The sequence below is a fragment of the Xinfangfangia pollutisoli genome, from assembly GCF_020179405.1.
GTDB lineage: Bacteria > Pseudomonadota > Alphaproteobacteria > Rhodobacterales > Rhodobacteraceae > Pseudogemmobacter > Pseudogemmobacter pollutisoli.
In genome coordinates this window covers 50277-74258 of record NZ_JAICBZ010000007.1, presented here as the reverse complement: position 1 = coordinate 74258, position 23982 = coordinate 50277, and the positions used below count along the sequence as shown (strand labels likewise).

The 23982-nt window shown below is 67.0% G+C and carries 20 protein-coding genes; 8 read left to right on the top strand and 12 right to left on the bottom strand.

Annotated features, from left to right (window positions below; all coding sequences use genetic code 11):
* Positions 1-14: 14 nt before the first annotated feature.
* The 3 genes from K1Y73_RS04800 (at position 15) to K1Y73_RS04790 (ending at position 2395) form a co-directional block, all read left to right on the top strand.
* Positions 15-785 carry an SDR family NAD(P)-dependent oxidoreductase gene (locus tag K1Y73_RS04800; protein WP_225026858.1) on the top strand — a complete coding sequence of 257 codons (771 nt, stop codon included), beginning with the start codon at positions 15-17 and terminating at the stop codon, positions 783-785.
* Between the two features lie 13 nt (positions 786-798).
* The gene (locus tag K1Y73_RS04795; protein WP_225026856.1) at positions 799-1545 is read left to right on the top strand and encodes an SDR family NAD(P)-dependent oxidoreductase; all 747 of its coding nucleotides are present in this window, start codon (positions 799-801) and stop codon (positions 1543-1545) included.
* A gap of 154 nt (positions 1546-1699) precedes the next feature.
* Positions 1700-2395: a GntR family transcriptional regulator gene (locus K1Y73_RS04790; protein WP_225026855.1), complete on the top strand. Its 696-nt coding sequence runs from the start codon at positions 1700-1702 to the stop codon at positions 2393-2395.
* 57 nt (positions 2396-2452) lie between these two features.
* On the opposite strand, the gene K1Y73_RS04785 is transcribed toward K1Y73_RS04790, so the two are convergent.
* Positions 2453-3358: an MBL fold metallo-hydrolase gene (locus K1Y73_RS04785; RefSeq protein ID WP_225026854.1), complete on the bottom strand. Its 906-nt coding sequence runs from the start codon at positions 3356-3358 to the stop codon at positions 2453-2455.
* Positions 3359-3514: 156 nt separating this feature from the next.
* On the opposite strand from K1Y73_RS04785, the gene K1Y73_RS04780 reads away from it, so the two are divergent.
* Complete coding sequence (locus K1Y73_RS04780) at positions 3515-4348, top strand: BKACE family enzyme (protein WP_225026853.1); 834 nt, start codon at positions 3515-3517, stop codon at positions 4346-4348.
* A 66-nt stretch (positions 4349-4414) separates the two neighbouring features.
* On the opposite strand, the gene K1Y73_RS04775 is transcribed toward K1Y73_RS04780, so the two are convergent.
* The 7 genes from K1Y73_RS04775 to K1Y73_RS04745 form a co-directional block, all read right to left on the bottom strand.
* Entirely contained in the window at positions 4415-5653 is a 1239-nt protein-coding gene (locus tag K1Y73_RS04775) for an iron-containing alcohol dehydrogenase (protein ID WP_225026852.1), read from the bottom strand.
* Positions 5653-7155, bottom strand: coding sequence for an NAD-dependent succinate-semialdehyde dehydrogenase (locus K1Y73_RS04770; protein ID WP_225026850.1), 1503 nt, complete (start codon positions 7153-7155; stop codon positions 5653-5655). The genes K1Y73_RS04775 and K1Y73_RS04770 overlap by 1 nt, the downstream gene beginning before the upstream one ends.
* 152 nt (positions 7156-7307) lie before the next feature.
* On the bottom strand, positions 7308-8021 hold the full coding sequence (locus tag K1Y73_RS04765) for an SDR family NAD(P)-dependent oxidoreductase (protein ID WP_225026849.1): 714 nt from the start codon (positions 8019-8021) through the stop codon (positions 7308-7310).
* A gap of 114 nt (positions 8022-8135) precedes the next feature.
* Positions 8136-9746 carry a flavin-containing monooxygenase gene (locus K1Y73_RS04760; protein WP_225026847.1) on the bottom strand — a complete coding sequence of 537 codons (1611 nt, stop codon included), beginning with the start codon at positions 9744-9746 and terminating at the stop codon, positions 8136-8138.
* Between the two features lie 257 nt (positions 9747-10003).
* The gene (locus K1Y73_RS04755) at positions 10004-10876 is read right to left on the bottom strand and encodes a sigma-70 family RNA polymerase sigma factor (RefSeq protein WP_225026845.1); all 873 of its coding nucleotides are present in this window, start codon (positions 10874-10876) and stop codon (positions 10004-10006) included.
* Positions 10877-10903: 27 nt separating this feature from the next.
* Positions 10904-11278, bottom strand: a complete 375-nt coding sequence (locus tag K1Y73_RS04750) for an antibiotic biosynthesis monooxygenase family protein (RefSeq protein ID WP_225026844.1) — start codon at positions 11276-11278, stop codon at positions 10904-10906.
* Between the two features lie 90 nt (positions 11279-11368).
* The gene (locus tag K1Y73_RS04745; protein WP_225026843.1) at positions 11369-11809 is read right to left on the bottom strand and encodes a carboxymuconolactone decarboxylase family protein; all 441 of its coding nucleotides are present in this window, start codon (positions 11807-11809) and stop codon (positions 11369-11371) included.
* A 98-nt stretch (positions 11810-11907) separates the two neighbouring features.
* On the opposite strand from K1Y73_RS04745, the gene K1Y73_RS04740 reads away from it, so the two are divergent.
* The gene (locus tag K1Y73_RS04740) at positions 11908-12402 is read left to right on the top strand and encodes an Rrf2 family transcriptional regulator (RefSeq protein ID WP_225026842.1); all 495 of its coding nucleotides are present in this window, start codon (positions 11908-11910) and stop codon (positions 12400-12402) included.
* Between the two features lie 122 nt (positions 12403-12524).
* Here the strand turns inward: K1Y73_RS04740 and K1Y73_RS04735 are convergent, their stop codons facing one another.
* The 3 genes from K1Y73_RS04735 to K1Y73_RS04725 all read right to left on the bottom strand — a co-directional run bounded on the left by K1Y73_RS04735 (position 12525) and on the right by K1Y73_RS04725 (position 18428).
* Positions 12525-15602 (bottom strand): efflux RND transporter permease subunit, encoded by a 3078-nt coding sequence (locus tag K1Y73_RS04735; RefSeq protein WP_225026841.1) that lies wholly within the window; start codon positions 15600-15602, stop codon positions 12525-12527.
* 10 nt (positions 15603-15612) lie between these two features.
* Positions 15613-16836, bottom strand: a complete 1224-nt coding sequence (locus tag K1Y73_RS04730) for an efflux RND transporter periplasmic adaptor subunit (protein WP_225026840.1) — start codon at positions 16834-16836, stop codon at positions 15613-15615.
* Positions 16837-17087: 251 nt separating this feature from the next.
* On the bottom strand, positions 17088-18428 hold the full coding sequence (locus tag K1Y73_RS04725; RefSeq protein ID WP_225026839.1) for an AMP-binding protein: 1341 nt from the start codon (positions 18426-18428) through the stop codon (positions 17088-17090).
* 248 nt (positions 18429-18676) lie between these two features.
* On the opposite strand from K1Y73_RS04725, the gene K1Y73_RS04720 reads away from it, so the two are divergent.
* From K1Y73_RS04720 to K1Y73_RS04710, 3 genes are read left to right on the top strand one after another with little or no spacing between them, the layout of a single operon-like run.
* Complete coding sequence (locus K1Y73_RS04720) at positions 18677-19693, top strand: efflux RND transporter periplasmic adaptor subunit (RefSeq protein WP_225026872.1); 1017 nt, start codon at positions 18677-18679, stop codon at positions 19691-19693.
* Positions 19686-22919 carry an efflux RND transporter permease subunit gene (locus tag K1Y73_RS04715; protein ID WP_225026837.1) on the top strand — a complete coding sequence of 1078 codons (3234 nt, stop codon included), beginning with the start codon at positions 19686-19688 and terminating at the stop codon, positions 22917-22919. The genes K1Y73_RS04720 and K1Y73_RS04715 overlap by 8 nt, the downstream gene beginning before the upstream one ends.
* A gap of 12 nt (positions 22920-22931) precedes the next feature.
* The gene (locus K1Y73_RS04710) at positions 22932-23135 is read left to right on the top strand and encodes a YgaP family membrane protein (RefSeq protein WP_225026835.1); all 204 of its coding nucleotides are present in this window, start codon (positions 22932-22934) and stop codon (positions 23133-23135) included.
* 20 nt (positions 23136-23155) lie between these two features.
* Here K1Y73_RS04710 and K1Y73_RS04705 read toward each other — a convergent pair whose 3' ends face one another.
* Complete coding sequence (locus tag K1Y73_RS04705; protein WP_225026834.1) at positions 23156-23965, bottom strand: class I SAM-dependent methyltransferase; 810 nt, start codon at positions 23963-23965, stop codon at positions 23156-23158.
* Between the last annotated feature and the right edge of the window lie 17 nt (positions 23966-23982).

Sequence of the window (23982 nt, the reverse complement as noted above, 5' to 3'; positions counted from 1 at the left end):
AAAGGGAGGAAGGCATGGCCAAAGGGCGTGTAGAGGGCAAGGTCGCGATCGTCACCGGCGGCGCGCGCGGGATCGGCAAGGCGACGGCGATCCGGCTGGCCGAAGAGGGGGCGGCGGTCGCGGTCTTCGACATTCTCGACGAAGGCGCGGCCGTCGCGGCCGAGATCACCGCCGCGGGCGGCCGGGCGGTCTTCGTCAAGCTTGACCTGACGCGCGAGGCGGCGGTGCAGGGCGCGGTGACGCAGGTGCTGGAGGCGTTCGGCGCCATCGACGTGCTGGTGAACAACGCCGCCACCCCCGGCGTCAACAAGCTGGTCCATGAGATGTCGGAAGCCGAGTGGGATTTCGTCTTCAACATCAACGTGAAGGGCACGTTCTTCATGACGAAGCACGTCCTGCCTTCGATGATGGCGCGCAAGTCCGGCTCGATCGTCAATTTCTCGTCGATCTACGGGCTGATCGGCTCGGCCGACCTGCCGGCCTATCACGCCACCAAGGGCGCCGTCCTGCTGATGAGCAAGACCGACGCGATCTGCTATGCGCCCTATGGCATCCGCGTCAACGCGGTGCATCCCGGATCGACCAAGACCGAACTGTTCCTGCAGGCGGCCGAGACCTGGCCGAAGGGCAAGGAGGACTATCTGGCCATGATGGGCGAGAAGCACCCCCTGACCCTGGGCGAGCCGGTCGATGTCGCCAATTGCGTGCTGTTTCTCGCCTCGGACGAGGCGCGCTTCGTGACCGGGACCAGCCTGGTCTGCGATGGCGGTTATACGGCTCAGTAAAGGAGAAGCCCCGATGTTCAAGGACAAGGTCATCATCGTCACCGGCGGCGCGCGCGGCATTGGCGCGGCGATCTGCGAAGCGGTCTGCGCCCAGGGCGCGACCGCGATCATCGGCGACATGTCGGGCGCGGCCGAGGCCGCAGCAGGCCTGCGCGCGCGCGGCTTCAGGGCCGAGGGGGTTGAGGTGGATGTCACCCAAAGCGCCTCGGTCGATGCGCTCGTGGCGGGCGTTCTGGCCGGCCATGGCCGGATCGACGGCTTCGTCGCCAATGCGGCCTTCGCCAATTCCAACGCCTTGCTGGACCACAGCGATGACGAATGGCGCCGGGTCATGGCGGTCAATCTGGACGGCGTGTTCTATTCGGTCCGCGCCGCGGGCCGGCCTATGGTGCAGGCCGGTGCGGGGGCGATCGTGATCCTGTCCTCGATCGCCGGCGTTCAGGCCGTCCGCCCCGAATTGCACGCGGCCTATGATGTGTCCAAAGCGGCGGTGGCGCATCTTGCCCGTGTCGTCGGGGTCGAATGGGCAAAGACGGGCGTGCGGGTGAATGCGGTCGGGCCCGGCTATACCGAAACCGAAATGCTGAAATCGGTGGGAATCAGCAATCCCGAAATCATGGCGCGCTGGCTGGACGACATGCCGACCGGCAAGCTGCTGCAGCCCGAACAGATCGCCAATGTGGTGGCCTTCCTGCTGTCGGAGGCGTCTTCGGCGATCAATGCGCAGCTGATCATGGCCGATTCAGGCTATAGTTCCTGATCGCCCCGGTTTCCGCCGGGCCACCACGCCGCGGCCCGGCGGATCTGCAGCCTGAAGCATGGCCCTTGCGACGGCCTTGCACCAAACAGGGACTCTCGCCTTGATTGCAGAGGGGGGGTAATATCGTAAGACATGGCAAGTCGCGGAGAGTCGTATGTCGAAAAGTGCAATTATTGAACGACAGGCCGCACCGCTGCGCCAGCAGGTGGTCAAGCTGATCCGCGAAGACATCGTGAACGAGGCGCTTCTGCCCGGTCAGCGTCTGGTGGAAAGCGCGCTGTGCGAAACCTATGGCGTGTCGCGCACGGTGATCCGCGAGGCGTTGCGCCAGCTGGAATCCGAACATCTGATCCGCGTCCTGCCCAATATCGGCCCGGCCGTGGTCGTGTTGACCGAACATGAAATCAAGTCGATCTATGTCGTGCGCGCCGCGCTGGAAGGCTTGGCGGGCAAGCTGTTCGCCCTGAACGCCTCGCCCCGGCAATGCGAAAAGCTGCTGCGGCTGCGCGACCGGCTGGACAAGGAATATCGCCACGGCGACATCGATTCCCGCGAGGAGATCAAGGCCGATTTCTACCGTCAGCTGATGGAGGGCGCCGGAAACGAGGTTCTGACCGAGAACCTGCGTTCGATCCACGCGCGCATTGCGGTGTTCCGCCGCTATGCCTTCATCGACCCCGAGCGGATCGAGCCGTCGATTTCCGAGCTGGAGGTGATCATCAATGCCGCCGCCCGCGATCATGACGCCGAGGCCGCCGCCGCCGCCTGCGAGCATCACATCCTGCTGGCCGGCGAACTTGCGATCATCGAATATTCCAAGCGCAACGCCGACATCCTGCGCAAGGTCTGACCAAGCCTCAGAAATGCAAAGGGCGGGCATCAGCCCGCCCGGTTCAGCCCTTTCGGCTCAACCCATGCGCGGGTTGAAGGCCTGTGCGTGGAAGCGATAGGTTCCATCCTCGGCCCTGACCACATCGCCCAGGCCGGGGAAGGGGAAGTGGTAGCCGTGAAACCGGATCCCTTCCTTCACCACCTTGGCCAGGATCGCGGCTTTCGCGCGCGCGCCCTGCTCGGGATCGGTGTCATAGTCCATGTGGAAGAACCATTCGGGGTGATACAGGTCATAGATCTGGTGGTGGCAGACATCGCCGGTGAAGACGACCTTCTCGCCCTGGCTTTCGAAGATATAGGCGCACATGCCGGCGGCATGGCCGGCCACGGAAAAGGTGGTCACGCCGGGAAACAGCGTGTCGCCCGGCTGGAACAGGCGCAGGCGGGCCCGATAGGGGGCAACCGCGGCCAGGGTGCCCTCGGTCCAGGGGCCACGGAAATCGCTGCGCGCCACCATCGCGGCATCGGTCCATTCGGCCCAGTCCGTCTCGGTGCAGTAAAGTTCGGCATTGGGGAAGGCGGCGCTGCCATCGGGGCGGATCAGCCCGAAGGAATGGTCGGGGTGAAGATGCGTCATCAGCACCGCGTCGATCTGCTCGGGTTCGATGCCGGCCGCGCGCATCGTCTCGGTCAGCCGGCCCATATAGGGCCCGAACATCTGCGAGGTCTGGCCCATGCCCGCGTCGATCAGGATCAGCCGGTCGCCCGTGTTGACCACGACCGGGTTCAGGTCCATCGGGATGTGGTCCGAGGGCAGCCGATAGGCGGCCTGCAGCCGCGCCATTTCCGCCGCCGGGGCATTCGGGAAGATGCCCTCATAGCTGTGATGGATATAGCCGTCCCACAGCGAGGTGCATTCCAGATCGCCGATCCTGAACCGATACCAACCCGAATTCTGGCTGTCCAACCTGTTTGCAGTCATTCCCTTATCCCCCCAGTATCGCAAGACTTTCCCAGTAGAACGCAGCTCCTCACTTGCGTCGTACCGTAATATGATAATATGATTTGACGGTCAATATCGTTGTCGCCCCTGCCCGTTTCGTTGCCCGTGCGGGGCACAATCAGAAGGAGGACATCCGTGACCAAACCCTGCATCATCTGTGTCGCGATCACCGGCTCGCTGCCGCGCAAAAGCGACAATCCGGCCGTGCCGGTGACGATCTCTGAACAGGTCGAAAGCACCCATGCGGCCTATGAGGCGGGGGCCACGATCTGCCACGCCCATGTGCGCGATGACGACCAGAACCCGACCTCGGACCCCGAGCGCTATCTGCGCCTGTTCGACGGCGTGCGCGCGCATTGCCCGGATATGGTGTTCCAGGTCTCGACCGGCGGGCGGGCGGCCGCGGGCAGGGATCGCGGCGGCATGCTGGCGATGCGGCCCGACATGGCGTCGCTTTCGGTGGGGTCGAACAATTTTCCGGGCCGGGTCTATGAAAACCCGCCCGATCTGGTCGACTGGCTGGCCGCCGAGATGCGCCGCCATCAGATCAAGCCCGAGATCGAGGCCTTCGATCTGTCGCATATCTTCAAGGCGGCCGAGATGAATGCCGATGGCCGCATTCCCGGCGACATCTACATCCAGTTCGTGATGGGGGTGAAGAACGCCATGCCGGTGGACCGCCCCGCCTTCGATTTCTTCGTGCAGACCACGCGCCGGCTGATGCCCGGGGCCGAATGGTGCGCCGCCGGCATCGGGCGGCACCAGCTGACGATCAATGACTGGTCGATTGCCGCCGGCGGGCATGCCCGCACCGGGCTTGAGGACAATATCCGGCTGGACCGCGACACGCTTGCGCCCTCGAACGCCGCGCTGGTGCGCCGGGTGGCCGAGCTTTGCGACCGTCACGGGCGGCCGGTGGCAACCCCGGCCCAGACAAGGGCGATCCTGGGACTTCGCCCCGCGGCGTGAGACGATCAGGGGGTGCCTTGCGGCACCCCCTTTGGCAGGTGATCGGCCCTCCGACAGGGAGGAAGGTCAGGGCCGGTCCCACCAGCTGCGATCGGCCGCGACGGCGCGGGCGAGCAGCGCCTTCACGCTGTCGGGCGTCATCGGGGCGGGGTTGTTCAGCACCAGCCGCGTGGCTTGCACGCTGGACGTGGCGATCTGGTCGAAATGCTGCGGCATGACCCCCAGCGCCGCCAGATCCAGCGGGCAGCCCACGGCGTCAAGCAGCGCCTCGACCCGCTGGATGGCGGCGCGCGCCAGGCTGGTCTGGTCGGCGCCCTCCAGCCCGAAGATCCGGCCGATCTCGGCAAATTCGGCTTCGGCATGGGGCAGGTTGAACCGCATCACATAGGGCAGCAGGGCGCCGACGCCAAAGCCATGCGGGCTGTGGGTCAGGGCTGCGATCGGCGACTGGATCGCATGGGCGGCGGCGGTGCCGGTGGTGTTGATCGCCATGCCCGCGCAATAGGCCGCGAACATCACATCGGACCGGGCCGCCAGGTCCGACGGATCGGCAATCACCCGCGCCAGCGAGCGGTTCATCAGTCGCAGCCCCTCGGCGCAGTACATGTCGGTGATGCGGTTCTTGCCGACATAGACCTGCGTCGCCAGCTGTTCGGCCGAGGGGTTCTTCGGCCGGGCGGTGAAGGCCTCGATCAGATGCGACAGTGCATCCGCGGCCGTGGCGGCCGTCAGGCCCGGCGGGCAGCTGAGCGTCAGTTCCGGGTCGATGATCGCGGCGACCGGCTCGATCGCGGGATCGGCGATGGCCATCTTCATCTGCCGCTCTTCATCCAGCACGATGGCCAGGCTGGTGACTTCGGCGCCGGTGCCGCCCGTCGTGGGCACGGTGATGATCGGCAGCGCGGGCTTCGGCACCTTGAACTCGCCGAAATAGGCGCGCACGTCGCCGCCATTGGCCAGGACGGCGGCAACCGCCTTGGCAAGGTCCATGCACGAGCCGCCGCCAATGCCCACCACGGCATCCACCCCGGCATCGCCGAAGGCGGCCACCGCCTCGACCACATTCGCGCGCGGCAGGTCGGGCAGGGCATTGCGATAGACCGACACCCTGACCCCCGCCGCCGCCACAGCTTCGGCCATGGCCTGGAATTCGGGCGTCGTCGCCATCCGCGCATCGGTGACGAACAGCGCATGCCGGGCCAGCGGCTGCACGATCTGCGGCAGCTGGCGGCGTTGTCCGGGCCCGAACAGCACCGTCTTCGGTTGCCGCACCAGCCCCAGTCCCATCCGGTTTTCAAGCGCCATCACAGGGTCTCTTTCGCTTCGCCAACGGTGATGGCCATGTATTTCTTCTCAAGGAATTCATAAATGCCCTCATGCCCGGCTTCCCGCCCGATCCCCGAGGCCTTGGTGCCGCCGAAAGGTGCGGCCGGGTCGGCCATGATGCCGCGGTTGATCCCCACCATGCCGAATTCCAGATCTTCCCCCAGCCTGACCGCGCGCGACAGGTCATTGGTGAAGACATAAGACGCCAGGCCGAAGCGCGAGTCATTGGCAAAAGACAGCGCCTCGGCCACGCCATCGACCGCGAAGATGGTGGCGATGGGCGCGAACAGCTCGTTCGAGCACATCACGCGGTTCGGCGCGTCGAAGCGGATCACCGTCGGCTCGAAGAAATAGCCCGGGCTTTGAACCGCGCGGCCGCCGGTCAGCACCTGGCCCCCGGCTTCGGTCAGGTCGCGGATCGTGTCATACAGCCGGTCACGCTGCCGGGCCGAGATCATCGGCCCCACATCCACCGGCTCCATCCCGTTGCCGACCTTCAGCTCGGCCACCTTGCCCACGAATTTGCGGGTGAAATCGGCCTCGACCCGGCGGTCGACGATGATGCGGTTCGCCGCCACGCAGGCCTGCCCGGCATTGCGGAACTTGCAGATGATCGCCTGATCCACCGCCAGGTCAAGATCGGCATCGTCCAGCACCAGGAAGGGCCCGTCGCCGCCCAACTCCATCGAGGCATTCACGATGTTCGCGGCGCCAAGCTGCATCAGATGCGCGCCAACCCGGGTCGAGCCGGTGAACGACACTTTGCGCAGCCGCGGATCGGCCAGCAGCGTGTCCGAGACCGCGGCCGAGGCCTGGGTGTGCAGCAGGTTGGCCACGCCCGGCGGGAAGCCCGCATCGTGCAGAACCTGGGTGAACAGCGCCCCGGTCAGCGGCGTTTCCTGGGCGGTCTTGGTGATGGTGGTGCAGCCCGCGGCCAGCGCGGCCCCGGCCTTGCGCACGATCATCAACAGCGGAAAGTTCCAGGGCGTGATCAGCAGGCAGGGCCCGACCGGCTGATGGCTGACCACGATGCGGAACCCGCCATTCGAGGCATCGGCATAGGTTCCGTGCAGATGGGCGACCTGTTCGGCGAACCACAGCAGGAAATCGGCCGACAGCAGGAATTCGGCGCGCGCCTCGGTCAGGGGTTTGCCGCTTTCCAGCGTCATGACGCGGACGAAGGCGTCTTCGCGCGCCAGCATCAGCCGATGGGCGGCATGCAGCAGGTTCGCCCGCTTGCGCGGGGCAAGCCGGCGCCAGGCGGGCTGGGCCCGGTCGGCGGCCGCCAGCGCGGCCAGCGCATGGTCGGCCGTGCAGGCGGCAACCTGGCTCAGTTCGGTTCCATCGGCCGGGTTGAACACCGGAAAGCTGCCGGCGCCGGACTGCCACTGGCCGTCGATGTAAAGGCCGGTGGGCGGGAAGGGCGCGGCGAGGGCAGCGTCGGCGGCTGCGGCGGCGCTTGCCGGGGAACGGTCGGTCATTTCGGTCCTCCTGGGGCTGGCGGCGCAAGGCGGCAGGCCCCGATGCTCGATTGTGGTAACACGATATTACTGTAATACCGTTTTCGCAAGGGGCGAGGCCGGGCGAGCCCGGCCCGCGGGCGATTGCAGCGTTTCTGAACAGGTGGCTTTGCTCAGCCCACGGTCACGCCGCCGCAGACAAACAACGTCTGGCCGGTGACAAAGCCGCTTTGGGCGTTGCAGAAGAAGCTGACCGCATGGGCCACATCCTCGGGCGTGCCCATGCGGCCCACCGGAATGGCGTTGACGATCGCCTCGGTTGCCGGCGCGCCGGGGGGGTTGTTCTGCCAGAACACCGATGTGCCGATCGGGCCGGGGGCGACGCAGTTGACGGTGATGCCCTGCGGGCCCAGTTCCAGCGCCCAGGTCCGGGCCATGGCCTGCATGGCGCCTTTCGAGGCGCTGTAGAGGCTGCGGGCGGGCTTGCCCAGGGTCACGCGGCTGGTGTTCATCACGATGCGCCCGCCGCCCTGGCGCCGCATCACCGGGACCAGCGCCTTGGCGGCGATCAGGCAGGTGCGCAGGTTCAGCCGCATCAGCCGGTCGAAATCGTCCAGATCCACCGCGTCGAACAGGGCCGGGCGCACGATGCCGACATTGTTGACCAGCGCCGTGACCGGCAGGGTTTCGGCGATTTCGGCAAAGGCCGCCTCGGCCGCGTCACGGTCGGACAGATCGACCCGTCGCGCATCGGCCCGCAGCGTTTCGGCCTCGGGCTCTTCGATGTCCAGCACGATGACCCGGAAGCCATCCTGTTGCAGGCGCAGGGATATCGCTTGTCCGATATTCCGGGCGCCGCCGGTTACAACCGCGCAGGGCTGCGTCACGGGCTGTTCCTTTCAAACATGGGGAAGGGGGCGCGCCCCGCGGCGGGGCGGGGCGGGATGGAGGGCGCGCCCCCCGACGGGGGCGTCGGGGGGCACGACCGGGACGGGACCCGATCAGGCGATGCGGAAGCCGCGATAGCCGGCGTCGCGGATCTGGTTCATCTCGACCATGTAATTGGCCATGCCGTTCATGTACCACATCGAGGTGCGCGGCTTGCCGGGGATGTTGGCGCCGTTGATCCAGCTGTCGGTCACCTGGAACAGCGTGCCGGCCAGACCTTCCTGGCAGATCCTGACCCAGTCTTCCTCGGCCGCGGGGTCGGTGTCGACCACCCCGCCGCTGCGCTCGGCGGCGTCGATCAGATCGGTGAAGTAATCGACCTGCCATTCATGCACCAGCGGTTGGCTGGTGAAGGGGCTGAACGGGCCGAAGACCATGAACAGGTTCGGGAAGCCCGCGATGGTCAGGCCGCCAAAGCTGCGCGGCCCCTCTTGCCAGTGATCGGCAAGCTTGGTGCCGTTGCGCCCGACCGTGTCGATCTTCAGGTAATTCCCGGTCACCGCGTCAAAGCCCGTGGCCATGATCACGATGTCCAGCGCGATCTCCTGCCCGCCGACCACCAGGCCGGTCTCGGTGAACCGCTCGATCGGCTGCGCCTTCACGTCATGCAGGGTCACGTTGGCACGGTTGTAGGTTTCGTAATAGCCGTCTGCCGCCAGGGGGCGGCGGGCGTAATAGTCCGAAGGCGTCAGCATCGCCGCGATCTTGGGGTCTTTCACCGCCGCGTCGATCTTGGACTTGATGAAATCGGTCGCGGTCTTGTTCGCCTCGGCCGAGACGGTCAGGTCGGCGAAGGTTTCCAGCAGGAAGCTGAAGCCGTTGCCCTTGTCCCAGGCCTTCTGGAAGCGGTCCTGCCGTTCTTCCTCGGACACCGACAGGGCGGGGGTGGTGCTTTCGACAAAGCCGAAGACGGTGCCGGTGTTCAGCGCCCAGTCGCGGTAGCCGACGGGATCCAGCTTGATGCGCGCCCGCGCGTCCTGCGGGAAGGGGCCGATGCCCAGCGGAACCACCCATTGCGCGGTGCGCTGCAGCACATGCAGATGGCCGACCGTCGGTGCGATCTGGGTGATGATCTGGATCCCGGTCGAGCCGGTGCCGACCACGGCCACCCGCTTGCCCGCCAGATCGGCGCCCTGTTCGGGCCATTTCGAGGCGACCAGGATCTGGCCCTTGAACTTGTCCTGATCGGGGAATTGCGGCGCATAGGACGAGGACAGAAGCCCGACCGATTCGATCAGATAGCGCGCGCGCACGGTCTGCCCGTCGGCGGTGGTCAGCACCCAGCGCTTGGCCGCATCGTCCCATTCGGCGCGGGCGATCTTGGTGTTGAAGTTGATCGACCGTTTCAGGCCGTGCTTGTCGGCGACCGCGTTCAGATAGGCCAGCACTTCGGCCTGGCGGGCATAGCGTTCGGACCAGTCCCAGTTCTGGAACATGTCGAGATCGAAGGAATAGGTGTAGACGGTCGACTCGGTATCGACGCGGCAGCCCGGGTAGCGGTTCCAGAACCAGGTCCCGCCGACGCCGCTTGCCATCTCGAAGGTCTGCGCGTTCAGGCCCAGCTTCTCGCGCATGGAATACAGCGCATAAAGCCCGCCGACGCCGGCGCCGATGATCGCAACGTCCAGCTCCAGCCCGTCCAGCGGCTTGGGTGTGTCTGCCATGTGATGTCTCCTCCTCATCCCGTTCGGTCTGCGGTCGGGCCTGTGGCCGACGGGCAAGCCGCCTCCCTCCGAAGGGCAGCCTGCGCAGACAGTATTACGATATTACGAAAAGCTGGATACAACGCCGATGGCGATCGGGCAAGAGGATTTTGCCCGCGGGTCTGGCGGCGGCGGTGCCGCACCCGGCGGGGCGCGGGGGCGCGCGAGAGGGGTTGGAAGATCGCCGGGGGGAGGGGGGGCGCTAGGGTCAGTGCCGGTCAGTGCCGGACAGGCTCGGTCAGATGCCGCAGCTTGTCGGGGTTTCGGGTGACGTAGATCGCAACCACCTTGCCGGCCTCGATCTGCAGCGCGGTGGTCTGCACGATCGCCCCCGCCTCGATCGTGACAAAGCCGGGAAGCCCGTCGATCGGCGCGTAGCGCAGCAGCAGCGACGGCGCGGCGCGGAAGGCCTGGGCCAGCTCGGCGTGACGGGCCATCACCGCCGCGATGCCGATCAGCGGGCGCATCGAGGCAGGCACCTTGCCGCCGCCATCGCTGCTTGCGGTGACATCCTGGGCAAGAAGCGCGCGCAACCCCTGCATGTCGCCGCTGCGCGAGGCGGTGTAGAAGGCGGTGGCGATTTCCAGCCCCTGTTCCCGGGTGACCGGAAAGCGCGGGCGGGCGGCGCGGATATGGTCGCGCGCCCGGCTGGCCAGCTTGCGGCAGGCCGCGGCGTCGCGGTCGATGGCCTTGGCCACCTCGTCAAAGCCCAGCCCGAAGACGTCGTGCAGCAGGAAGGCCGCCCGCTCCAGCGGCGACAGCCGCTCCAGCGCGATCATCAGCGGCAGGGTGATGTCGTCGGCCGGCTCGGGCGTATCGGCATCGACAAGCGGCTCGGGCAGCCATGGCCCGATATAGGTTTCGCGTCGGTGCCGGGCCGATTTCAGCGCGTTCAGGCAAAGCCGGGTCACGATGGTGCGCAGGAAGGCCGCCGGCTGGCGCACCGAAGCGCGGTCGGTGGCCAGCCAGCGCAGATAGGCATCCTGCACGATGTCCTCGGCATCCGCGACCGAGCCCAGCATGCGATAGGCCAGCCGGACCAGCCGGGGCCGGTTCGCGGAAAACGCGGGGTCGGGGTGCGGATCGCTCATCTGCGCGGGGTCCGGGGTCAGAGGGGATCAGACGGTGTGCACAGTATTGACCCGGTAAAGGCTGGGCGCGACCGATTTCGCAAGCCCTGCAAAGGCCCGCAGCTGCGCCTGGGTTTCGGGCCTTTGCAGGAACGCGTCCAGATCGGCCTTGCTGGCCCATTGCGCGTAATTCACCACCTTCGTCCCATCCAGGCTGCTGTGGATGCTGACCGACAGGAAGCCCGGCTGATCGCGGATGCCGGTTTCGGTCGCGCGCGCAAGCGCATCGGCCAGATCGGCCTGCCGGTCCGGGTCGACCTCGTAGACATTGATCAGCGTCAGGCAGGGCTGCTGCGCATTGATCGCGGCAGTGGCAGTGGCAGGGGCGGGCGCGGGCGCGGTGGTGGGGGTGGGGCCGGGCATGTCTGTCTCCTTCGAATGCGGGCTACGAAAGGGATGACAAGACGGGCGCGCCAAATGTGACATCGCGGCGCGAAAAAACCGGCCCGCCCGTCAGACCGGATGCTGCATCCGGGCGCTGACGGCGATGCGGTTCCAGATGTTGATCGTGCCGATGGCGATGGTCAGCCGGGCGATTTCCGCTTCCGAAAACACCTGCCGCGCCCGATCATAATCGCCATCGGGGATGCCGGTCTGGGCCAGCAACGTCACGCTTTCCGTCCAGTCCAGCGCCGCGCGGTCGCGGGTGTCGAACAGGGGCGATTCCCGCCAGACCGCGACCAGATGCAGGGTCTGCGCGTCGATCCCCTGCGCCAGCGCCTCTTTCACATGCAGATCCACGCAATAGGCGCAGCCGTTGATCTGCGAGGCGCGCAGCTTCACCAGATGCTGCAGGCGCGGCTCCAGCCCCGATTTGCCCACCGCCCCGTCCAGCGCGCGCACCGCCTTGTACAGATCGGGCGCAAGGGCGGCGATGTTCAGTCTGGCGGTCATGATCGTCTCCTGTGCCGGGGCGGCTTGCCCCGAATCGTGGATAGGATATATCCATGATTGGGCGGCGCAAGCCCCGGTTGGGTCAGGTGGAGGGCGCGATGCGCAGGATGAGCGACGGGGTCGAGGCGGCGCTGCATTGCGCGCTGGTGCTGGCGGGGCTGCCGCCGGGCCGGGTGCTGACGGGCAAAAGCCTGGCGGCGCTGCATGGCCTGTCCGACTCCTACCTGCTCAAGCATCTGCGGGCGCTGGCCGAGGCCGGGGTGATCGAGGCGGTGCCGGGCCCGCGCGGCGGCTATCGGCTGGCCCGGGCGCCGGCGGCGATCAGCCTTCTCGACATTGTCGCGGCGATTGACGGGACCGAACCCGCCTTCACCTGCCGCGAGATCCGCAGGCGGGGGCCCGGCAAGGCGAAAGAGCCCTGCGTCTACAAGACCGATTGCTTCATCAAGACCCGGATGCTGGCGGCCGAACAGGCCTGGCGCAGCGCGCTGCAGGGCCAGACGCTGCAGGATCTGGTGGCGGATGGCGACAGGCTGATCGATCCGCAGAACAAGGCGGCGGTCGCCCGTTTCGTGCAGGACGAACAGCGCTAGGGCTCCGCCGGCCTTGCCCATGGCCCGCCTGCGTGCGCGCGCCCCGAAACGGCACCAGCCGCACCCTTTCGGATGCGGCTGGCAGGGGGCAGGCGCCCCGAGGCGATAATTGCGACCGGCGGTCAGGTCGGGCTGAACTCTTTCTCAACCGCCTTGCGATGGGTCAGGAACGACGCATCCGACCGCGAGATCAGCGTGTAGAACATCGGCACCACGAACAGCGTGAAGAAGGTGCCGATCATCAGCCCGGTGAAGATCACCAGACCCATGGCCTGCCGCGCGGCGGCGCCGGCGCCTTCGGCCAGGATCAGCGGCACCACGGCCAGCGCCATGGCGGCGGTGGTCATCAGGATCGGCCGCAGCCGGGTTTTCGCCGCGGCCACGATGGCGGCCTTGCGGCCCAGCCCGTGTTCCTCGCGCTGCTGATTGGCGAATTCCACCATCAGGATGCCGTGCTTGGTGATCAGACCGATCAGGGTGATCAGACCGACCTGGGTGTAGATGTTCAGCGTCGAGGCGCCGAAATACAAGGGCAGCACGGCGCCGAAGATCGACAGCGGCACCGACATCATGATGATGAACGGGTCGCGGAAGCTTTCGAACTGCGCCGCCAGCACAAGGTAAATCACCACCAGCGCCGCCCCGAAGGCCAGAAGGATCGTGTTGCCTTCGGTCTTTTCCAGCCGCGACTGGCCGGAATAATCCAGGAAGAACCCGTCCGGCAGCACTTCGGCGGCGATCCGCTCCAGCTCGGCCAGCGCCACGCCCGAGGACAGGCCGATCATCGGCATCGCCGACAGCGTGGCCGAGTTCAGCTGGTTGAACTGCTCGACCGAGGCCGCGGTAACGCCCGGCACCATGCTGACCACCGAAGACAGCGGCACCATCTGGCCCGAAGACGACCGCACGAAGAACTGCGACAGTTTTTCGGGATTGTCGCGCCACTCTTTCGGCACCTGGGTGATGATGTCGTAGCTGTTCGAGTCGCGGTCGAACTGCGCGACCGAGCCGCCGCCGACCAGAAGGCCCAGCGTGCTGCCGATTTCCGCCACCGACACGCCCAGCTGGGCGGCGCGGTCGCGGTCGATGGTGATCTTCACCTGCGGCGCGTCGAAGGACAGGCTGTTCTGCACCACGATGAACTTGCCCGATTGCATCGCCTTCATCCGCAGCTCTTCGGCCACTTCGAAGACCCGGTCGGGCGAGTGGATCGACTGGATCACCATCGAGACCGGCAGCCCGCCGCCGGTGCCCGGCAGGGTGGGCGGCGCGAAGACATAGCCTTCCAGCCCGGGCGAGGTCGACAGCGTGCCCTGGATTTCGGCCTGGATCGCGGCCTGGCTGCGGCTGCGGTCGGCCCAGTCCTTCAGCGACCAGATGTAGAAGCCGGTATTGTCGGCCCCGCCCATCCCGGCCACCGAGAACGAGGTTTTCACTTCCTCGATATCGGCGGTGCGCTTGCCGATTTCCTGGGTGAAGGCGTCGGTGTAATCCAGCGTCGCATAGCGCGGCCCGTAGAGAATGGCGAACAGCGCGCCCTGATCCTCTTCCGGGGCCAGTTCCGACGAGGTGTTGACGAACATGAAGCCCGTGGCGCCCAGCAGCGCCACGACCATCAGCAGCGTCACCGGCCGATAGTCCAGCGAGGACGACACCCGCCGCTCGTACCAGTTGGCCAGCCCGCCCAGCGTCCGGTCGACGATCCTCTGGAACCGGCCTTCGCCGTCATGGTTCAAAAGCCGCGCCGACATGGTGGGGGTGATCGTCAGCGCCACCAGACCCGAAATCACCACCGAGCCCGCCAGCGTCAGGGCGAATTCGGTGAACAGCGATCCGGTCAGGCCGCCGGTAAAGGCCAGGGGCGCCAGCACCGCGGCCAAGGTGATGGTCATCGCGATGACCGGGCCGGTGATTTCCTGCATGCCGCGAATGGCAGCCAGGGCGGGCTTCTGGCCCTCGTCGATGTGGCGGTGGATGTTTTCGACCACCACGATGGCGTCGTCCACCACCAGGCCGATGGCCAGAACCATGGCCAGAAGCGTCAGAAGGTTGATCGAATAGCCCAGCATCAGCATCACCGCGCAGACGCCGATCAGCGACAGCGGGATCGTCACGATGGGCATCACCACCGACCGGAACGAGCCCAGGAACAGCAGGATCACCACGACCACGATGGCCACGGCCTCGCCGATGGTCTTGAACACTTCCGCAATCGAGGCCGAGATCGTCTCGGTCGAATCGTAGACCAGCTTGATCGTCATGCCCTGGGGCAGGGTCTTTTCCAGCGCCGGCAGCGCCTCAAGCACATTGGTCGCCACGTCCAGCTGATTCTCGCCCGGCGCGGGGATGATGCCGATGAAGGTGCCCGGCTCGCCGCTGAAGGTCACGATTGCATCGGACGCGCCCGAGGCCAGTTCGATCTTCGCCACGTCGCGCAGCCGCACCACGCCATTGGCGCCTTCCGCCAGCGGCAGGGCACCGAAGGCATCGGCGCTTTGCACCGTGGAATCCAGCGTCAGCCGGTACAGGAAATAGGCGTTCTCGGTCTCGCCCGGCGCCGCCAGAAAGTTCGACGCGCGGATCGCCGTCAGCACTTCCGAAGCGGTCACCCCGCGCGCCGCCATCTGCAGGGGATCCAGCCAGATCCGCATCGCATATTCGGCCCCGCCCAGGATTTCCATCTGCGCCACGCCGTCGATATTCGTCACCCGCGGCGTCACTACGCGTTCCAGATATTCGGTCAGCTGTTCGGGCGTCATATTGGGGTTCTGCACCGCCAGATACATCAGCGCGAAGGTCATGCCGGTGCCCTTGACGATCACCGGATCGTCGGCCTCCGAGGGCAGCTGCCCGCGCACCTGCTGGACCTTGGACATGACCTCGGTCAGCGCGGTGTCGGGATCGGCGCCCAGTTTCATCTGCACCGTCACCACCGAGGCGGATTGCCGCGAGGCCGAGGTGACATAGTCGATGTTCTCGGTCGTCGAGACGGCCGAGGCGATGGGCGAGGTGATGAAGCCCTGGATCAGATCGGCCGAGGCGCCGGCATAGACGGTCGTGATCGTGATCACCGATTCATCGACTTCGGGATATTGCCGCACCGGCAGGTTCACCACCGAGGCCAGACCCAGGAACAGGATCAGAGCGGCAAGAACCGTCGAAAGCACCGGCCGGCGGATGAAGATTTCGGAAAAACCCATCGTTTCGCCCTTATTCGCTGGCTTTGGGGGCGGCTTCGCCCTGAGGTGCCGGGGTTTCGCTGGCCGGAGCCTCGGTTTCGGGGGCCTCGGTTGCCGGTGCCTCGGTTGCGGGGGCCTCCGCCTTCGGCGCCTCGGTGCCGGGCTCGGCCTCGGCCGTCACCGGCACGGTATTGTCGACCTGCACCTTCGCGCCCGAGGTCAGGCGGTTCTGACCCGAAGTGACGATCAGGTCACCTTCCTTCAGCCCGTCCTTCACCTCGATCAGCCCGCCCGAGCGGCGACCCAGCGTGACGAAGACCTGCTCGACCGTCGTCGCGTCGGCTTCGCCCTTGCGGATCACATAGATGCTGTCGCCGTAAAGGGTCGAGCTGACGGCGCTTTGCGGCACCGCGATGATGCCCTCTTCCCGCGGCAGCCCGATGCGCACGCGCAGGAACTGGCCGGGATAGACCACGCCGCCGGGGTTGTCGACTTCGGCCCGGACCGAGACCAGACGCGAATTGGCGTCGATCTGCGGCTCGATGGCGATGATCCGGCCGGTGGCCGAGAAGCTGCCGACTTCCGAGGTCACCGTGACCGGCCCACCCAGGGCCAGGGTGGTGATCTGCTGTTCCGGCACCGAGAAATCGACGCGCATCCGCGACAGATCCTGCAGCGTGGCCACGACCGTGCCGGCGCCGACATATTGGCCGACTTCGATCTTGGCGATGCCGATTTCGCCGGCGAAGGGGGCGACCAGCTGTTTCTGGTCCAGCAGAACCTGCGCCTCGGTCACCTGGGCGCGGGCGCTTTCCAGCTGCGCATCGGCGCTTTCCAGCGTGTTGACCGCGCCGACGCCGCGCTCGGTCAGGGTGCGGGCACGGTTCGCTTCGGCCTGGGCCACCGACATCGCGGCCTTGGCGGCGTCCAGCGCGGCCCGCTGGCCGGCATCGTCGATCTGCACCAGCGGCTGGCCGGCGGTGACCTTGTCATTGCCCTTGAACAGCACCGCCGTCACCGTGCCGCCGCTTTCGATCGCCAGATCGACGCCCTGCGCCGACAGCGCGGTGCCGATGGCGTCGATGCCCGGCTCCCAGGCCACCGGGGCCACGGTATGGCTGGTGACCGGAACGGGGGGCGGGGTCTGGCCGGACAGGAACTGCGCGATCATCTCGTCGCGGAAGAACTTGAACCAGACGATCCCCCCCACGATCAGACCAAGAAGGATGATGGCGATGAATAGCCGCTTGAACATCTGGAGGCTCCGGGTGGGGCAGGAAGATCGGAATGGGGGGCGGCGGGGCCGCGTGTCCTTGCCTGAGGCAGGATCACGGGCCCGTCAACCTCCTGTTGCGCAGGTCCAGGCGTTTGGGCCCTGAATTTCTGCACAGAACAGTTCACTTTTTTGCCCGCGTTGCGGATTTGCCCGGAAATCCGGCCCTCGTGGTCCATCCTGCGGGGGGCCATCCTGCGGGGGCAGCCCTGCGGGGGCCGCTCCTGCGGGCGTCAGTCCTTCGGGCGCAGGTCGATGACGCGCCGCGCCTTGCCTTCGCTGCGGGGCAGGCTGCCGGGGTCGCCCACCCGCACCTCGACCGTCAGACCCAGCGTGCTTTTGATCCGATGCGCCAGGTCGCGGCCGGCCTGGCGGCGGGCCTCGGGGGTGGCATGCGCGGGCAGGGCCTCGGCCAGGATCGCCATCGCATCCATCCGCTGCGGCCGGCTGAGTTCGATCTGGAAATGCGGGGCAAGGCCCGCGCAGCCGACCAACTGGCTTTCGATCTGGGTGGGAAAGACATTGACGCCGCGCAGGATGATCATGTCATCCGACCGGCCGCGCACCTTTTCCATCCGCCGCATCGCGCTGCCCTTGCCGGGCAAAAGCCGGGTCAGGTCGCGGGTGCGGTAGCGGATCATCGGCATCGCCGTATTGGCCAGCGTGGTCAGCACCAGTTCCCCCGCCGCGCCATCGGGCAGCGGCGCGCCGGTATCGGGGTCGATGATCTCGGGATAGAACAGGTCCTCCCAGATCGTCAGCGCGCCCTGATCGCCGGCCTTTTCAATCGCCACGCCGGGGCCGATGATCTCGGACAGGCCGTAATTGTCCTGCGCGGCGATGCCGAAGCCGGATTCGATCTCGGCCCGCAGCGCCTCGGTCCAGGGCTCGCCGCCGAAAATGCCGATCTCCAGCCCGCAGCCGCGCGGATCCAGCCCGCGCCGGGCGAATTCGTCCAGGATCGACAGCATGTAGCTGGGCGTGCCGAAGATCAGCCGGGGGCGGAAATCGTGCATCAGCGTCACCTGCCGTTCGGTCATCCCGCCCGAGACCGGCACGACGGTGCAGCCCAGCCGCTCGGCCCCGTAATGGAAGCCAAGCCCGCCGGTGAACAGCCCGTAGCCGAAGGCATTCTGCGCCAGATCGCCCGGCCGGCCGCCCGCGGCGCGGATCGCGCGCGCCATGACCGCGGTCCAGACCTCAAGATCCTCGGCCGTATAGCCCACGACCGTGGGCTTGCCGGTGGTGCCGGACGAGGCATGCAGCCGCAGGATCTGCGCGCGCGGCACGGCGAACAGCCCGAACGGATAGGCGCCGCGCATGTCGGCCTTGGTGGTGAAGGGGAAGCGGCGCAGATCCTCGGGGGCGCGGAAATCGTCGGGGCTTAGGCCTGCGGCCTGCATCTTGGCGCGCTGGACCGGCGAATGGTCATAGGCATGGCGCAGCGTGGCCGAAAGCCGCGCGGTCTGCAGAAGCTGCAGGTCGCCGGCCGACAGGTCTTCGGGCGTCAGCGCCTCGGGCGCGCGGCCTCCGGCAAAGGGGGAACCGGCAAAGGGGGAAAAGGATGCAGTCATGGCACATACCGAAGCAAGGGGGCAGGCGGGGCAGGGCAGCCCGGGGGCAACCGGGGGCAACCGGGCGGGCGATGCGCTGGCGGATAGGCCGCGAATATGGCGCGAATGCGGAGCGGGCGCCGGTTCTGGGCAAAGAATCCACCGCCGCGACGGATTTGCCGATTTACAAATGCAAAAATGTGAATATATAGGCTTGGAGCCGCGGACCCCTCTGTCCGCGCCGAAGGGGGTTGACCATGCGCCGGATCCTGATGCCGCTGATCGTGCCTGTCGCGCTGGGCCTTGCCCCGCTGGCAGCCCTGGCCGAAGTGCCGCCCGCGCTGCTGCTGGCGCCGCAGGTCATGACCGACTGGAAGGCGGTCTTCGGCCGGATCGAGGCGCGCGACCGTCTGCCCGCCCGGGCGCGGCTGGGCGGCACGCTGGTCGAGCTGACGGTCAGCGAGGGCGATCAGGTCACGGCGGGGCAGGTCCTGGGCCGGATCCTGGACGAGAAGCTCAGCTTCCAGCTGTCGGCGCTGCAGGCCCAAGAGGCCGCCCTTCAGGCCCAGCTCGACAATGCCGCGACGGAACTGAAGCGCGGCGAGGAATTGCTGGCCCGCGGCGTGACCACGGCGCAGAATCTGGATGCGCTGCGCACTCAGGTCACGGTGCTGCGGGGCCAGCTGGATGCGGTGATCGCCCAGGCTCGGGTGGTCGAACAGCAGGCGGCCGAAGGCGCGGTGCTGGCCCCGGTCGCGGGCCGGGTGCTGGATGTGCCGCTTGCCCGGGGCGCGGTGATCCAGGCGGGGGAAGAAGTGGCGCTGATCGGCGGCGGCGGCCTGTATCTGCGCCTGGCCGTGCCCGAACGCCATGCGGCGGCGCTGCAGGACGGCGCGCTGATGCAGATCGAAGGCCCCGAGGGCGCGATGCAGGGCCGGCTGGAACGGATCTATCCGCTGATCGAGAATGGCCGTGTCCTGGCCGATGTCTCGGCCGAAGGCCTGTCCGACCGTTTCGTCGACGCCCGGGTGCTGGTGCGCCTGCCCTTGGCCACGCGCACGGCGCTGATGGTGCCGGAAACCGCGCTGGTTGCACGGGCTGGGCTGGATTTCGTGGCCGTGCAAACAGGCGATGCCGTCACCCTGCGCGCCGTGGTGCCGGGTGCGCCCCAGACGGTTGCAGGCGTGGCGATGGTTGAAATCCTGTCGGGTCTGCAAGCCGGCGATACCGTCCTGACCGACGGGGCCGCCGCTGCCGCCGCCGCCACGGGGGCCAGCCATGACTGACCCCTCGCCCAAACACCCGCTTGGCATCGCCGGGGGCCTGACCCGGGGCTTCATCGGCTCGGCCCTGACGCCCCTGTTCATCCTGGCCGCGCTGGCCGCCGGGCTGGTCGCGCTGATCAGCCTGCCGCGCGAGGAAGAGCCGCAGATCTCGGTGCCGATGGTCGACATCCATGTCTCGGCCCCCGGTCTGCGGGCCGAGGATGCGGTGAAGCTGGTCACCGAACCGCTGGAGGTGATCGTCAAGGCGATCAACGATGTCGAGCATGTCTACAGCCAGACTTCGGATGATGCGATCATGGTCGCGGCGCGGTTCAAGGTCGGCACCAATTCCGACGATGCCATCCTGCGTGTGCATGAAAAGCTGCGCGCCAATATCGCGCGCCTGCCGGTGGGGATCGCCGAGCCTTTGGTGATCGGCCGCGGCATCGACGATGTGGCGATCCTGGCGCTGACCCTGTCGGCCGCGCCCGGGCAAGAGGTGTCGGCCAATGACCTGACCCGGATCGCGCGCGCGGTGCAGGCCGAAATGGCCAAGACCGATGAGGTCGGGCTGACCTATCTGGTGGGCGAGGCGCAGGACGCGATCCGCATCGCCCCCGATCCCGACCGGCTGGCGCTGTATGGCGTGACGCTGCAGCAACTGGCGCAGAAGGTGCAGCAGGCCAATCGCAGCTTTGCGGCGGGCAGCCTGCGCGACGGCGGCCAGTCGGTCGCGCTGGTCGCGGGCGAAACCCTGCAGGCGCCCTCGGAGGTGGCGGGGCTTCTGGTCACCACTTTCGACGGCCGCCCGGTCTATGTGGCCGATGTCGCCGATGTGTCTTATGTCGCCGATACTTCGGACCATATCGTGTCCATGGTCACCCGCGGCGCCGATGGCGCGCCCGAACGCCATCCGGCGGTGACGCTGGCCGTGGCCAAGCGCGCCGGCGCCAATGCGGTTGTGGTGGGCGAGGCGGTGCTGCACCGGCTTGAGGCGTTGAAGGGCAGCGTCATTCCCGGCTCGGTCCAGGTCACCGTGACGCGCGACTATGGCGAGACGGCGAATGAAAAGGCCAATGAACTGCTGTTCCACCTGGGCCTGGCGACCGTGTCGATCATCGCGCTCGTGTGGCTGGCCATCGGCTGGCGCGAGGCTGTGGTGGTGGCCATCGTCATCCCCGTCACCATCCTTCTCACGCTCTTTGCCGCCTGGGTCATGGGCTATACGCTGAACCGCGTCAGCCTGTTCGCGCTGATCTTTTCCATCGGCATCCTGGTCGACGATGCGATCGTGGTGATCGAGAACATCGCTCGCCATTGGGGCATGCAAGACGGACGGACCCGCGCCCAGGCTGCCATCGACGCGGTGGCCGAGGTGGGCAATCCGACCATCGTCGCCACCCTGACCGTGGTGGCGGCGCTGTTGCCGATGCTGTTCGTCTCGGGGCTGATGGGGCCCTATATGTCGCCCATTCCGGCCAATGCCAGCGCGGCGATGATCTTTTCCTTCTTCGTCGCGGTGATCATCACCCCCTGGCTGATGCTGAAAATCGCCGGACGCGCCCAGCTGGCGGGCCATGGTCATGACGCGGCCGCAGGCGGGCCGGGCGGCGGGGCGCTGGGGGCGATCTATGCCCGCGTCGCGCGGCCGATCCTGGCCACGCGCGGCCGGGCGCTGGGCTTTCTTCTGGCGACGGTCGTCCTGTCCTTCGGCTCGCTGGCGGCGCTGTACAGCAAGGACGTCACGGTCAAGCTGCTGCCCTTCGACAATAAATCCGAGCTTTCGGTGATGATCGACCTGCCCGAAGGCGCCGCGGTCGAGGCGACCGACCGCGTGGCGCAGGATGTGGCCGCCGCCGTGCTGACCCTGCCCGAAGTCGTCTCGGTGCGCACCCATGCCGGCACGTCGGCGCCGTTCAACTTCAACGGGTTGGTGCGGCATTCCTTCCTGCGCGACCAGCCGCAACTGGGCGAGGTGGAAATCCTGCTGACCCCCAAGGCCGACCGCACCCGTACCAGCCATGCCATCGCGCTGGACATTCGCGACCGGCTGCAGGCGGTGGCGGTGCCCGCGGGCACGGTGCTGAAAACGGTCGAACCGCCGCCCGGGCCGCCGGTGATCTCGACCCTGCTGGCCGAGGTCTACGGCCCCACGCCCGAAGCGCGGCGGGCGGCGGCGGCGAAGATCCGGCAGGCCTTTGAAAGCGTGCCCTTCGTGGTCGATGTCGATGACAGCTATGGCACCCGCGCGCGGCGGCTGCGGGCCACGATTTCCGCCGACGATCTGGAGTTTTTCGGCGTCGATCAGGCCGATGTCTTCGACACGCTGTCCTATCTGAACGGCCGCACGACCGTGGGCTATTCGCATCGGGGCGAGGGGCGTTATCCGATCCCCCTGCAACTGGACCTGCCCAAGGACCGCAAGGTCCTGGACGAACGCTTCCTGACCACGCCGATCCCGGCCGATCTGGATCCGGCGGCGCGCGGGGTGGTGGAACTGGGCGATGTGGTCCGGGTGACCGAGGAACAGGCCAGTTTCCCGATCTTCCGCCACAATGGCCGTGCGGCCGAGATGGTGACGGCCGAGCTGGCCGGCCAGTTCGAGGCGCCGCTTTACGGCATGATCGCCGTGGGCCAGGCACTGGACGCGATGGATTGGGCCCCGGGCGAAAAGCCGGTGATCCGCCTGCATGGCCAGCCCGAGGATGAATCGCAGGTCACCTTGCTGTGGGATGGCGAATGGGAAGTGACCTGGGTCACCTTCCGCGACATGGGGGCGGCCTTCGGCATCGCGCTTCTGGGCATCTATATCCTGGTCGTGGCGCAATTCGGCAGCTTCCGGCTGCCCTTGGTGATCCTGACGCCGATCCCGCTGACCTTTCTGGGCATCATGGCCGGCCATTGGCTGTTCCACGCGCCCTTCAGCGCCACCTCGATGATCGGCTTCATCGCGCTGGCCGGCATCATCGTCAGGAACTCGATCCTCCTGGTCGATTTCATTCGCCACGCCACGCCCGCGGGCCAGCGCCCCAGCGTCGAGACCCTGATCGAGGCCGGCGCGATCCGCTTCAAGCCGATCCTTCTGACTGCCATCGCCGCGATGATCGGCGCGGTGGTGATCCTGGCCGACCCGATCTTCCAGGGCCTGGCCATCTCGCTTCTGTTCGGACTTCTGACCTCAACCCTGCTGACGGTGCTGGTGATCCCCGCGATCTACCGGGTGTTCCGCAGCCAGAGCCAAGCCTGAAAGGCGCCTGCCATGACCCTTGACCGTTCCGTGATGCTGTTCGCCGGCTGCATGGTGCTGCTGTCGGTGCTGCTGACCCATTACGTCTCGGCCTATTTCCTGTGGTTCACCGTCTTCATCGGCGCGAACCTGATCCAGTCGTCGCTGAGCGGCTGGTGCCCGGCGGCGATCGTGTTCCGGAAACTGGGCGTGAAGACCGGCTGCGCCTTCCGGTAGGCCGCTGGGGCGCCGGCATCTCAGCGCTTGAACAGCCCCCGGATTTCATGTGTGCGCAGCGCCTTGGCGGTGTAATTGCGCAGAAGCCGCGCCGGCGGGTCGCCATCTTCGAAATCCTCGCGCCACAGCAGCGTCAGCCCAGCCTCGGCCGCGGCTTCGAAGAAGTCGTCGGCGCCCAGCCGGTTCAGTTCAAGAAACTGCTGCCATTCCCGCGTCTTCTTCACCTCGGGCTGCGCGCTGGAAAAGACGATGTCATGGATCTCGGACAGGGCATGTTCCAGATGTCCCCAGCCCTTGGGCAGGTAGTTTCCCAGATGGCTGCCGATATACGAGTGATACAGCCCCCCAATCTGGAAATAGAACACCCCGGTCTCGGCCAGACGTTCGCGGATCAGCCGGAAGCAGGTGACGATTTCGCTTTGGGGAATGTGTTCGAACACGCTCCAGGCATAGATGGCGTCGAACTGGCCCAGATGCGCGGGCAGAGTGCTTGGCGCCAACTGCTCCAGCCGCAGGTTGCGCGGCGGTGTCATGCCGGCCTGGGCCAGGAAGGCCGCCTCCATCCGGTCGCGGTCAGGCCGCTCGATATCCGTGCCCACGACTTCGGCCCGAGGATAGCGCAGCGCGAACGAGCCCGAGGCGATCGGCAACCCGCCGCAGCCGAAATCCAGGATCCGGGCTGTTTCCAGCCGGACATGCCGGCGCAGCATCGGCACCATGACCCCGTGTTCGTGATAGGCGCGCGATCGGAACCAGCCGGTCCTGCTGTTGCGGAAGACCTCGGTCACGGCGCGTTCGTGCGACGTGGCGCCAATGGAAAGGTCACTCATGACGGTCCTTTCGCAAC

Coding starts and splice junctions, on each gene's coding strand:
- K1Y73_RS04790 (WP_225026855.1), top strand. CDS start 1,700: ATGTCGAAAAGTGCAATTATTGAACGACAGGCCGCACCGCTGCGCCAG.
- K1Y73_RS04755 (WP_225026845.1), bottom strand. CDS start 10,876: ATGAGCGATCCGCACCCCGACCCCGCGTTTTCCGCGAACCGGCCCCGG.
- K1Y73_RS04735 (WP_225026841.1), bottom strand. CDS start 15,602: ATGGGTTTTTCCGAAATCTTCATCCGCCGGCCGGTGCTTTCGACGGTT.
- K1Y73_RS04740 (WP_225026842.1), top strand. CDS start 11,908: ATGCGCAGGATGAGCGACGGGGTCGAGGCGGCGCTGCATTGCGCGCTG.
- K1Y73_RS04770 (WP_225026850.1), bottom strand. CDS start 7,155: ATGACCGACCGTTCCCCGGCAAGCGCCGCCGCAGCCGCCGACGCTGCC.
- K1Y73_RS04800 (WP_225026858.1), top strand. CDS start 15: ATGGCCAAAGGGCGTGTAGAGGGCAAGGTCGCGATCGTCACCGGCGGC.
- K1Y73_RS04750 (WP_225026844.1), bottom strand. CDS start 11,278: ATGCCCGGCCCCACCCCCACCACCGCGCCCGCGCCCGCCCCTGCCACT.
- K1Y73_RS04795 (WP_225026856.1), top strand. CDS start 799: ATGTTCAAGGACAAGGTCATCATCGTCACCGGCGGCGCGCGCGGCATT.
- K1Y73_RS04775 (WP_225026852.1), bottom strand. CDS start 5,653: ATGGCGCTTGAAAACCGGATGGGACTGGGGCTGGTGCGGCAACCGAAG.
- K1Y73_RS04725 (WP_225026839.1), bottom strand. CDS start 18,428: ATGACTGCATCCTTTTCCCCCTTTGCCGGTTCCCCCTTTGCCGGAGGC.
- K1Y73_RS04710 (WP_225026835.1), top strand. CDS start 22,932: ATGACCCTTGACCGTTCCGTGATGCTGTTCGCCGGCTGCATGGTGCTG.
- K1Y73_RS04705 (WP_225026834.1), bottom strand. CDS start 23,965: ATGAGTGACCTTTCCATTGGCGCCACGTCGCACGAACGCGCCGTGACC.
- K1Y73_RS04760 (WP_225026847.1), bottom strand. CDS start 9,746: ATGGCAGACACACCCAAGCCGCTGGACGGGCTGGAGCTGGACGTTGCG.
- K1Y73_RS04715 (WP_225026837.1), top strand. CDS start 19,686: ATGACTGACCCCTCGCCCAAACACCCGCTTGGCATCGCCGGGGGCCTG.
- K1Y73_RS04730 (WP_225026840.1), bottom strand. CDS start 16,836: ATGTTCAAGCGGCTATTCATCGCCATCATCCTTCTTGGTCTGATCGTG.
- K1Y73_RS04785 (WP_225026854.1), bottom strand. CDS start 3,358: ATGACTGCAAACAGGTTGGACAGCCAGAATTCGGGTTGGTATCGGTTC.
- K1Y73_RS04745 (WP_225026843.1), bottom strand. CDS start 11,809: ATGACCGCCAGACTGAACATCGCCGCCCTTGCGCCCGATCTGTACAAG.